Raw genomic sequence first — 12,235 nt, forward strand, 5'->3', positions numbered from 1 at the left:
TAAATCTGCTTTTTTGTTATTGTTTTTTACCAATCATGGCTTTTAATTTCTTTTTTCGAGCTTGTTTTGTTTGAAATTTTTGCTGGAATTCTTGTGTTTTATTCCACATTTCTTTAATAACTTCTTGTTCTGGTTTATTAATAAGTTTCGCATATTCTTTTCCCATAATTTCTATCATTTCTTTTTGAGGAGTTAGACGAGAAAAATTTTTCATTCGAATATCAAAACTCATTGAATTATGAAAATTCATGCGATTTAAATCAACCAAATAAAACTCATATTGATTTTCTCCAACTTGCTTAATTAAAGTATTTCCAGGAGAATGATCCAAAAATTCAATTCCAGCTTCATGCAAATCAAATGTGAATTTTGTAAATTGTTTCAAGATTTCATTTCGATTTTCCCAAATCGGAATTTCGACTAATTCACGATAAGTCAAATCAGCTTCAACTAATTCACAGAAATAGTAACTATCATTAAAATTTATAAGGGTTTTATTTTCTACAAAAGCAATTGGATATGGTGTCAAAAATCCTAAATCAATCAATCGTTTTGCATATTCATAAGATCGTTCAGCTTTTGATTTTCTGAAAAATCGATATACAAATTTATTGACAATATTCGGAATTTTGAATGATTTAATCGTAGCAATTTTACCTGATTCTAATGTCTTTTTTTTGATAGAATTTCTTGTGCCTTTTGCAATATAATCGTCAATCAAGTCAAAATTGTCAAGAATGGATTTGATTTCAGTTTGCGTGGTTTTATAATTATTATTTACGACAATTTTCTGTGTCATTTTTCAAAATATTATAATTAATATAGAAAAAATCTATATTTCATTTTAATCTGTCAAAGATATGTCTATTTTTGTTGAAAATAAGGACAACTTAAAACAAGTTTTTTTAAAATTTTAGAACCTAACTTATGGTAAAAAAAATTCTTTTAGAATCTCATAATCTAAAGAATCGTGCAACTGGTTTCGGAGTTTTTAATTACGAATTGATTAAAGCTCTTTCGAAATTAAATTTTGATGATCAAATTTATTTACTTTCCAAAAAACCTGAAGATTTAAGGACTGAATTTGGTACTAAATTTCATTATAAAAAATATTATAGTTTAATGCGCAATCCGTTTTTCAGAACGCGTGAAAAGTATGATGTTTGGCATTCCTTAAATCAAAATATAAAAGTTGAACCTTGTCATAAACCAAAAAAATATGTTTTGACGATTCATGATGTTAATTTTATGGAAGAAAATTCGCTTGATTATAGTCCAAATCACATTAAATATTTTAAAGAAAAGATTAAGCGAGTAGATGTTATCACATTTATTTCTGAATATGCAAAGAAACAAACTATGCAATATTTTGATATTTCGGGAATAGAAAATACAATAATTTATAATGGAAATTCAATTTCAGAAATTATAAATTGTGATGATTTTCAATCTTCACTAGATATTTCAAAACCTTATTTTTATACAATCGGAGCTTTTCTTGAAAAGAAAAATTTTGAATCACTTGTAAAAATGATGAAATTTTTACCAGATTTTAATTTGATTATTTCTGGGAATTGTACGAATGCCTATGGTCAAAAAATAAAAGATTTAATTGCTCAAGAAAAATTAGAAAACCAAGTTTTTTTATCAGGTAAAGTTTCTGAACGAGCAAAGCAATTTTATATGCAAAATTGCGAAGCGTTCTTATTTCCATCAACTGGAGAAGGTTTTGGTTTGCCTCCCTTAGAAGCGATGAGCTTTGGAAAACCAATTATTTTATCTGATAAAACGTCTTTACCAGAAATTGGTGGAAAAGATGCGTTTTATTGGAATGATTTTGAACCAGAATATATGAAAAATGTAGTGGAAGATGCGTTAAATCAATACAATCAAAATTCAGATTATTTTATAGAAGCTTATATCAAAAGAGCTGGAAGTTTTAGTTGGGATAAAGCGGCAAATGAATATCTAAAGGTCTATGAAATCTAAAATCTATTTTGCGATAAATAATATTTCGAAGAAAATCGACTTCATTCAACTTTCCTATAATACCTTTGCACTCAAATTTATAAAACAAAGAAAATGTCAGATATAAACGAAATTGTAGCCAAACTAAAACAAGGAGAAACAATGCTTTATCCAACAGACACAATTCTTGGACTGGGTTGTGATGCGAAGAATGAGGCTGCAATCGAAAAAATTTATCAGATAAAAAATCGTCCTTCATCAAAATCGTTGATTATTTTGGTTGATTCTCCACGTATGTTACAAAACATTGTTGAGGTGCCAGAATTAGCTTGGGATTTGATTGATTTGAACGAAAAACCTCTTACAATTATTTACGATAATCCAAAAGGTTTACCACAATCGTTAATTGCAGAAGATAATACAATTGCCATTCGAATGACTGATGATTTGTTTTGTAAAAAAATCATCGGGAAATTAGGAGGACCAATTGTGTCTACATCGGCTAATTTATCAGGAGAATCTTCTCCAAAAGTGTTTTCGGAAGTTAATCCTACTATTTTAGAGCGTGTTGACTTTTATCCAGATGAAACAAAAACCTTTGTACCTCAGTTCACTGCATCAACGATAATTAAATTAGGTCTAGATAACGAAGTAAAAGTTATTAGAGAGTAGTTTTTTATTTCAAAACTTATACTTTTGCAGAATGAAAATCTTAGAAGCCGTATCAAATCCAATTTTTAGAAATGTAGCAGAAGTTGCTGATGAAATTAATCAAGAAACTTATGTGGTTGGTGGATTTGTACGCGATTATTTATTGAATCGTGGTCAGAAAAAGGACATCGATTTTGTAACAGTTGGAAATGGAATTTTATTGGCTAAAGAATTGGCTAATAAATTAGGACATACATCACAAGTTTCAGTTTTTAAACGTTTTGGAACAGCAATGTTCAAATATAAAGACACAGATTTGGAATTTGTAGGTGCGCGAAAAGAAAGTTATTCAGAAGATAGTCGAAAACCACATGTTGAAGACGGAACGTTGGAAGACGACCAAAAACGTCGTGATTTTACGATCAATACATTGGCAATTTCGATGAATAAAGAGAATTTTGGCGAATTAATTGATCCTTTTAATGGAGTAGAAGATTTGAATAATAAAATTATCAAAACACCATTAGAGCCGAATGTTACCTATTCTGATGATCCTTTGCGTATGATGCGTGCGATTCGTTTTGCAGCTCAATTGGATTTTGAAATAGAAAAAAAATCTTTTCAGGCAATAATTGATAATGCAGAACGTATTAATATCGTATCTTTTGAACGCGTAATGGATGAGTTTCAGAAAATTATGATGACTGACAAACCTTCGGTCGGATTATTGTTGTTGGAACAATCAGGATTAATGCAACATATTTTACCAGAATTGGTTGCGTTAAAAGGAATCGAAGAGGTTGAAGGTCAGAAACATAAAGATAATTTTTATCATACGTTAGAAGTCGTTGATAATATTTCTGTCAACACAGATAATGTTTGGTTACGTTGGGCAGCGTTGTTGCATGATATTGGAAAAGCTGTAACAAAACGTTTTGATAAAAATGTAGGTTGGACATTTCATTCGCATGAATTTGTTGGATCAAAAATGGTATTAAAATTGTTCAGACGATTAAAATTACCATTAGGACCGCAAGTAAAATATGTTCAGAAGTTAGTCATGATGAGTTCTCGACCAATTGCTGTTGTAACAGATGACGCTACAGATTCGGCATTACGTAGATTATTGTTTGATGCTGGAGAAGATTTCGACGATTTAATTACGCTTTGCAAAGCTGATATTACAACAAAAAATGAACGTAAACAAAAACGTTTCAAACAAAATTTTGAAGTTGTAGAACAAAAAATAAAAGATGTTGAAGAACGTGATAAAGTACGTAATTTTCAACCACCAATTACAGGTGAACAAATAATGGAAATATTTGATATTCAGCCAGGAAAAGAGATTGGAATCTTAAAAAATGCCATTAAAGAAGCAATTTTAGAAGGCGAAGTAGAAAATAATTATAATTCTGCATTAGAATTTGTAATTAATATGGGAAAAGATTTAAATTTGGAACCGAAAAATATTTAGAAAGTGATATATAAAATTCGTGTATTCCTTGATGCAAAAGAGGATGTTTTTAGAGACATAGAAATTAAAGAGAAGCAAACATTATTCACATTGTACAAAGGTATTATTAGTGCTTTTAGTTTACAAGGTGAGGAGTTAGCATCGTTCTATGAAGTAGATGAAGATGGAAACCAAACAAAAGAAATTCCTTTAGAGGATATGTCTGATGATGGAACAGATGAAACAATGGCTGATTTTTATATCAAAGAAGCTTTTGCTAATCAAGGAGATCGTATGGCTTTTGTATATGATTTTATGGAAATGTGGACATTTGTGGCTGAATTAATTTCTGTAGAAGATAAACCAGCTGTTCTTAATTACCCATTAACGGTTTACCGTTTCGGTTCAATGCCTCTTAAAGCGCCTAAAAAAGACATGATGGTTGATTTAGACGATGAAGAAGATATTGATTTTGCAGAAGATGCTGAATTAAATGATTTACAAATCGACGAAGATTTAGACGTAGACGATTTATAAAAACTACAACTAATCAACTTATATATCAAAAAATCTGAATGGCAACATTCAGATTTTTTTTGTGCTATATATCAATCATTTGATAATTATTTCATTTCCGCAACCAACCATTTTTCCGTAACTTGCATCTACTGATAAAAGAAAGAATCTATGAAACAGCTCCTGTTTTTATTATTAATTTTAACCAATTCGATGCTTATGGCTCAATCCCCAACGATTGATCAAAAGTGGAAAGAAATTGACCAACAAATGCAAAATGGTCAATTCAAATCAATCCTACCAAAAATTGATGAACTAAAAGCTTTATCAAAAAAGCAAAATAATCAACAAAGTTATCTGAAAGCTTTGTTTTATGAAGCAAAAATAAAAGTTGCAACTTCTGATGAAACAGATGATGTAAACTTCGTTTTTGATTTGTTTAAAAAGGATTTAGATGAAAAATCAATTGTAAATAATGCGATTGTTTATTCATATTTAGCTGAGTTATATCAATTGTATTACAACGAAAATCGTTGGAAAATCAATAGTCGTACAAATGTCGAAAATCAAGCTACAAATGATGTGAGATTTTGGACAGAAGATACTTTTAAGAAAATAATTAATGATTATTTTTCGAAATCAATTCAACCAAAAAATGAATTAATAAATGCAAAATCTCAAGATTATAAAATGATTTTGAATATTGCAAATGATAAGAAAAATGCGCAACAACAATTTGATTTAACGCCAACATTGTATGATGTTTTAGCAAGAAATTATATCAATTATCTGAATGAGAATGATGAAAAAGATAAAGCAAATCAATTGCTTTCTGATTTAGTTGAGATTAATAAACAAAAGAATAACGAAAATGCTGTTTTGTATAACGAATTGATTTTAATTGATTCAAACCGCGGTTCGACTTCGGTTCAAGAAATTATTAAACAAAAAGAAATTTTAGCAACTAAATATCCAAAAGCGTGGTATTCATCTTATGTGTACTCAACTTTAGCGACAGATTATTATGGTTTGGAAGAAGATAAATTGGCGAATGTTAAAAAGATATTTGATGTACAGGAAAAGATTGCAAAACAATATCCTAATTCTGAAGAAAAAAGAGTTGTTGACAATTTGGTTTCGAAGATAAAAGCGCAAGAATTAAATGTGTTAGCAGAGAAATATATCAACGATAATCAGAATACGCCCATTCAATTAACGCATAAAAATATAGACAAAGTTTATGTAAAAGTATTGGCTTATAATGCAGGTTTTGATGATAAACAAAAATCGCAAATATTAAATGTTTACAACGAAAATAAAATTGCAGAAGCCCAGAATTTTCTAAATAGTCTAAAAGTTGTTGATCATTATACAATTGATGTTAAATCGTTTGAGGATTTTCAAAATCATTCGACAATTGTTAAATTAAATCCACTAAAATCTGGTCGTTATATTGTCCTTTTTTCGAATAATTCTGAATTCAAAATTAACACAAAAGATGACATCGACTATTTAGATATCATGGTTTCTAAATATGCGATAAACTCGCTCAATGAAAAGGTTTCGGTTGTGAATCGTGAAACTGGAAAACCAGAAAGTAATGTTGCGATTGAGTTCTCTAATTTGTCAGATTATAATAAAAAGGAATTTAAAACTTTAATGTCGGATAAAGATGGAATGATTACAATTCCTTCGGGTTGGAGAAATCTTCAATACCGAGTAAAAGACGAAAATACTATTTATTCAACGTATTACTACGATTACGATCGTTATGATGAAGACGATGATTCTTCTGTCAAGATTTTCACAGATCGTGCGATTTATCGTCCTGGACAAACGGTTTATTTCAAAGGAATTTATTATTCATCGAAAGATAAAACTCGAAATGTCATTCCAAATTCTAAATTGACGATTGCTTTGTATGATGTCAATAACAAAGAACTTTCTAAAATAGATTTAACAACCAATGAATTTGGGTCTGTAAATGGAAGTTTTATTTTGCCAAGTTCTGCTTTAACAGGTAATTTTTCGATTAGAGCTATTAATGAAGATGGTTCTCATTCATTCAAGGTTGAAGAATATAAACGTCCAAAATTTAAAGTAGAAATTGAGAAAAATAAAGGTGTTTATAGTTTAAATGACAAGGTAAAAGTAGAAGGAAAAGCAATTGCTTTCTCGGGAGCAACTATCGATAATGCTAAAGTTTCGTACCGCGTTTATAGACAAGAAATTTTTACATTTTGGCCTTGGTATCGTTCAATTCCAGTTGGTCGTGGCGAACGCGAAGAAATGACATTTGGAGATACAACAACCGACGCAGAAGGGAAATTTAACTTTGAGTTTGTCGCAAAACCAGCTTCGGAGAAAAAGAAAGATGAGGTAAGAACCTACAATTATTTTATCGAAGTTAATGCTACGGATATCAATGGAGAAACGCAATCAGAATCTTCTTCTGTTAAAGTTGGTGACACAAGAATGACTTTAACTATTGCTATTTCTGAGAAAACGAAAGCAGATGAATTAAATTCGTTCAACGTTGAAGTGAAGAATTTGAATGATGAAAAATTAGATGGTAAAGGACATATCGAAATTTATTCGTTAAACGCACCAAAAGAAATAGTTCGTCGTCAAAAATTTAGAACAGATTACAATTTTTATTCGAAAGAAGAATTCAAAAAAATCTTTCCGAATGAACCTTATGGTGACGAAATGAATCCAAAAACGTGGACAACGAACCAAAAAGTTTTCGAAAGTTATTTTGATACAAAAATTTCAGATGAAATTATATTTAATCAAGCTTCAAATTTAGAAGAAGGTTATTATGTTGTAAAAGGTTTTGTGATGGATGGAACACAAAAAGTTGAAGTAGATAAATTGATTTATGTTTCGAATGAAAAGAAAGCAAATGCAATTAAAACACTTTTAGCTGTTTCGCCTAATAAATGGACTTATGCTCCAAAAGATGTTGCAAAAATTGAATTTAAATCTGGTTCAAAAGATACCTATGTGTATTATGAAGTGGAGGCGAATCAACAAATCATTGAAAAAGGCTTCTTGGATTTAAGTAAAAAATCAGTGGTTGAAATTCCAATTAAAGAAGAATATCGTGGCGGAATTTATGTGAATTATGCGATGACGAAATTCAATGATGTGCAAACAGGAAGTCTTAATTTGGCAATTCCATTTACAAATAAACAACTGAAAGTGACGGCTGAAGTTTTACGTGATAAATTGACGCCAGGCGCAAAAGAAAAATGGCAATTAAAAATAGAAGGACCAAATAAAGACAAAGTTTCGGCTGAGGTTTTAGCAAGTATGTATGATGCTTCGTTGGATCAATTTGCGTCGAATTCTTTAGATTTTAATGTATATAATTTTACGAATTCAAGAAGAAATAATCCATTTAATCTCTATCAATTTTATTCAACAAATTCTTCACGCGCAATTTATTATCGTACAAATTATGATTTTTATGCAAGAGGATATGCAGGATTAGATCTTAATTTATTTGATTTTGGATTTAACCAATATCGTATGAATCGTAGGATGATGAAATCGGTAGCTGCGCCAAGTGCAAATGTAGAAAATGAGTTAGCGGGAAGTGTTGCAGGTATTCAAGTAGAAACTGCTGATGCTGAAGTTGCTTATGTAGCAAAATCTTCAAATTCAGGAGAAGCTCCAACTGTAATTAGAGGTAATGCTAATTACTATTTAGCAGATAATTCACTTGCACTTTATGTTATAGACGGAATCGTATATGATAAAATGCCAGAACTTAATCCAGATGATATTCAGTCTATGAATATATTGAAAGGAGGAGAAGCAACAGCTTTATATGGTGCAAGAGGAGCAAATGGAGTAGTGGTAATTACAACTAAAAAAGGAGCAAACGCAGCTTTAGATAATGTAAAAGCGCGTACAAATTTAAATGAAACAGCGTTCTTTTATCCAAATCTTAAAACAGATTCAAAAGGAAATGTAATTATAGAATTTACAACGCCAGAAAGTTTAACAGAGTGGAAATTCATGGCGATTGCGTATACACCAGACCTTAAAACAGGTTATTTAGAGCAAAATGTTCGCACCCAAAAAGACTTGATGGTTGTACCAAATATGCCACGTTTTTTACGAGAAGGTGATCAAATTTCGGTTTCATCTAAGATTAATAATTTATCAGATAAAGTATTAAATGGTTCTGCGAAATTGATGTTGTTTGATGCGTTTACCAATCAACCAATTGATGCGCAATTTAAATTGATAAATGCAGTTCAGGATTTCTCTGTTGCGAAAGGAAGTTCGGATCAAGTGACGTGGACAATTGATGTTCCGAAAAATGTACAAGCGGTTGTTTATCGTGTGGTGGCTTCGGCTGGAGATTTTTCTGATGGAGAAGAATCGGCTTTACCAATTTTGACAAATCGCATGATGGTAACAGAAACGTTGCCGATTTATGTGAAAGAAGGTCAAAAGAAATCGTTCCAATTTGAGAATATGATGAACAATAAATTGACTTCTTTGGATAATTTCAAATTAACGTTTGAGATGACAACGAATCCGATTTGGTATGCGATTTTCTCGTTGCCTTATTTGCGCGAATATCCTTACGAATGTGCTGAGCAAGTGTTCTCGCGTTTATATGGAAATATGATTTCGGAGCAAGTGATTAATTCGAATCCAAAAATTAAAGCTGTTTTTGATGATTGGAACAAAAACGGTGAATTGAAATCGAAATTACAATTGAACCAAGACTTAAAAAACATCATTTTAGAAGAAACGCCTTGGGTAAAAAATGCGGAAAGCGAAGAAGAGCAAATGAAACAAATTGCGGTTTTATTCCAATTGAATCAAATGCAAACGGAAATGAAATCGGCTTTCCAAAAATTATCTGATAAACAACTCTCAAATGGTGGTTTCGCTTGGTTTGATGGCGGTCGTCCAAACGAATATATCACAACGCATATCGTTTCTGGTTTTGGAAATATGAAGAAAATGGACGTGAATTTCAAAGCATTTGAAATAGATGTAAATCCATTAATCAAAAAAGCAATTCAGTTTATTGATGATGAGAATTTAAAACGTTTCAAAGAGTTCAAAAAAGATCAAAAATCATTCAAGGATGTTACGTATTCAGACGGTTTACATTATTTATATGCGCGTTCGTTTTTCTTAGAAGATTATCCGATGTCGAAAGAATTGGAAGAAATGAAAACAGCGATGTTAAAGAATCTAAATGATACAAAATTAGAGTTGTCGTTGCAACAAAAAGCAATGGCTGCAATTGTGATGAATCGTTTTGGAATGCAGTCTGCTGCTAAGATTGTAGTCAATTCGATCAAAGAAAAAGCAGTAGAATCGGATGAAATGGGTATGTATTGGAAAGAAAATCAACCGGGTTGGTTTTGGTATCAAGCGCCTGTTGAAACACAATCGTTGTTAATCGAAGCGTTTGACGAGGTAACAAAAGATGAAAAATCGGTAGAAGAAATGAAAGTTTGGTTATTGAAAAATCGTCAAACAAATCAGTGGAATTCAACAAAAGCAACGACTAAAGCGGTTTATGCTTTAATGAATTTTGGGAAATCTTGGATAGATGCTGATAAAGGAATTGAAGTGAAGGTTGGAAACCAGAAATTTGATTTAGATAAAAATTCGCAAGCTGGTTCGGGTTATGTAAAAACTTCTTGGAACAAAGAAGAAATCAAACCAGATATGGGTAAAGTTGAAGTTTCAAAAACTTCTCCTGGTGTTGCTTGGGGAGCGATGTATTGGCAATATTTTGAAGATTTAGATAAAATAAAATCAGCCGAAACTGGAATCAATTTCAATAAGAAATTGTTTGTTAAATCGAATTCTGCAAATGGTCCAATTCTGAAAGAAATTACAACGTCAACACCGATAAAAGTTGGTGATATTGTAACTGTTCGATTAGAGATTTCTGTTGATCGCAACATGCAGTTTGTACACATCAAAGATATGCGTGCAAGTGGTTTCGAACCTGTGAATGTACTTTCTGGTTACAAATGGAAAGGCGAATTTGGATATTACGAAAGCACAAGAGATGCTGCAACTAATTTCTTTTCGGATTACATGAGAAAAGGAACATATGTTTTCGAATATGATTTGAAAGCGAATAATGCAGGTAATTTCTCGAATGGAATTACATCAATGCAAAATATGTATGCACCAGAATTGAGTGCGCAAAGTGAAGGAATTCGTGTTGAGATTAAATAGATTTTAACTTATAAGTTTAATATTAAAGGCAAGATTAAAAATCTTGCCTTTGTTTTGATTAAAAGATGCCTAAGAGTTGGTGAACTCTTAAGCAACAGTTTAGTAATTCCTGCTTAGCTTTCTTTTGATTTATGAGTTGCGTGAGTTACGAGATTAGTGTTTCGAATTTTACATTTTGTAAAACATATTACGTATAACTTAAAACGTTAAGCGTATCACAAAACAATTCAAGATTTTATTTATCTTTAAAATCAAATAACACTAAATGAAGAAAAGACTTCTACTCAATATTGTACTCATTCCTTTTATCGGATTTGCGCAGCTGCAAACCATTTTTCAATCTAAAATAGATTCGATTTACGAAAAAAATAAAGACGCTGTCGGAATTATTGTTCACGTTGAAGCATCAAAACAAAACATTTCGTGGAGTTATGCAAAAGACGTTTCGGATATTAAAACTAACGAAATTTTAAACAGCAAACAGCCTGTTTTAATCGCAAGTAATACCAAACCTTATGTAGCTGCTGCAATTTTACGTTTAGTAGAAAAAGGTCAAGTTAGAATTAATCAATCGATCAAGAATTTATTGTCTAAGATGACTCGTCAATTGATCGAAAAAGATGGTTATGATTTGAATACGATAACAGTCAAACATTTGTTGTCGCACACTTCTGGAATACAAGATTATGTCGATGATGCGTATTTTGAATTAGTTATTCAGCGACCGCAATATAAATGGACGAAGGAGGAACAAATAAAACGAGTAATGGAAATCGGAAGTCCACAAAAAATAGGAGAAAAGTTTAGTTACGGTGATATCAATTATTTGCTTTTAGCAGAAATTATTGAGCAAAAAAAGCGTCAACCTTTTTATACAATAATTCGAGATTTGTTAAAGTACAAAGAATTAAGTTTGACACAAAAGTGGTTTATCGATTTGGAGAAATATCCTTCGAAAGCGCTTCCGCTTGCGCACCAATATGCAGATAAATATAATTGGGATTCTGGGATTCGTATGATTTGAATCCATCTTGGGATTTGTACGGAGGTGGTGGGATAGCTTCTACAGCCAAAGAATCGGCTTTATTTTTTCAGTATTTGTTTGAAGGAAAAATTATTCAGAATAAACAAATTTTAGGTTTGATGTCGACGTATGTTTTGCCTTCGGATCAATCTAAATATTGTTTAGGTATTTATCACTTTGATCTAGGTTTTAACGCCTATTATCATGGTGGTTGGTGGGGAACAGATGTTATTTATTGCCAGAAACTAATGCAACAATTACAGTTTTTACTTTGCAAAAAGGCTTTCAGCATATCATCAATCCTTTTATAGGAAAAGAATTTCAGAAGTTGTTGAATGAAGTAGAGTTAATCAAAAAGACTCGCTACAAATCGTAGCGAGTCTTTTTGATTA

The 12,235-nt window shown here is 31.2% G+C and carries 8 protein-coding genes; 7 read left to right on the forward strand and 1 reads right to left on the reverse strand.

Annotated elements, in window-relative coordinates:
* Positions 1-16: 16 nt before the first annotated feature.
* On the reverse strand, positions 17-799 hold the full coding sequence (locus B4E95_RS01040; protein ID WP_291089233.1) for a lipopolysaccharide kinase InaA family protein: 783 nt from the start codon (positions 797-799) through the stop codon (positions 17-19).
* Positions 800-927: 128 nt separating this feature from the next.
* Here B4E95_RS01040 and B4E95_RS01045 point away from each other — a divergent pair, with 128 nt between their 5' ends.
* The 7 genes from B4E95_RS01045 to B4E95_RS01075 all read left to right on the forward strand — a co-directional run bounded on the left by B4E95_RS01045 (position 928) and on the right by B4E95_RS01075 (position 12,154).
* Positions 928-1,989: a glycosyltransferase family 4 protein gene (locus B4E95_RS01045; RefSeq protein ID WP_291089236.1), complete on the forward strand. Its 1,062-nt coding sequence runs from the start codon at positions 928-930 to the stop codon at positions 1,987-1,989.
* A 93-nt stretch (positions 1,990-2,082) separates the two neighbouring features.
* Entirely contained in the window at positions 2,083-2,640 is a 558-nt protein-coding gene (locus B4E95_RS01050) for an L-threonylcarbamoyladenylate synthase (protein ID WP_286496134.1), read from the forward strand.
* Positions 2,641-2,671: 31 nt separating this feature from the next.
* Positions 2,672-4,093, forward strand: coding sequence for a CCA tRNA nucleotidyltransferase (locus tag B4E95_RS01055; protein WP_286496136.1), 1,422 nt, complete (start codon positions 2,672-2,674; stop codon positions 4,091-4,093).
* A 3-nt stretch (positions 4,094-4,096) separates the two neighbouring features.
* Positions 4,097-4,609 carry an IS1096 element passenger TnpR family protein gene (locus tag B4E95_RS01060; protein ID WP_038333549.1) on the forward strand — a complete coding sequence of 171 codons (513 nt, stop codon included), beginning with the start codon at positions 4,097-4,099 and terminating at the stop codon, positions 4,607-4,609.
* A gap of 198 nt (positions 4,610-4,807) precedes the next feature.
* Positions 4,808-10,819, forward strand: a complete 6,012-nt coding sequence (locus B4E95_RS01065) for an alpha-2-macroglobulin family protein (protein ID WP_291089239.1) — start codon at positions 4,808-4,810, stop codon at positions 10,817-10,819.
* Between the two features lie 265 nt (positions 10,820-11,084).
* A complete protein-coding gene (locus B4E95_RS01070) occupies positions 11,085-11,843 on the forward strand; it encodes a serine hydrolase domain-containing protein (RefSeq protein ID WP_291089242.1) in 759 nt (252 codons plus the stop codon).
* Entirely contained in the window at positions 11,816-12,154 is a 339-nt protein-coding gene (locus B4E95_RS01075; protein WP_291074509.1) for a hypothetical protein, read from the forward strand. The genes B4E95_RS01070 and B4E95_RS01075 overlap by 28 nt, the downstream gene beginning before the upstream one ends.
* The last annotated feature ends 81 nt before the right edge of the window (positions 12,155-12,235 follow it).

The sequence above is a fragment of the Empedobacter sp. UBA7494 genome, from assembly GCF_002478465.1.
In the GTDB taxonomy this organism is placed as follows: Bacteria; Bacteroidota; Bacteroidia; order Flavobacteriales; family Weeksellaceae; genus Empedobacter; species Empedobacter falsenii_B.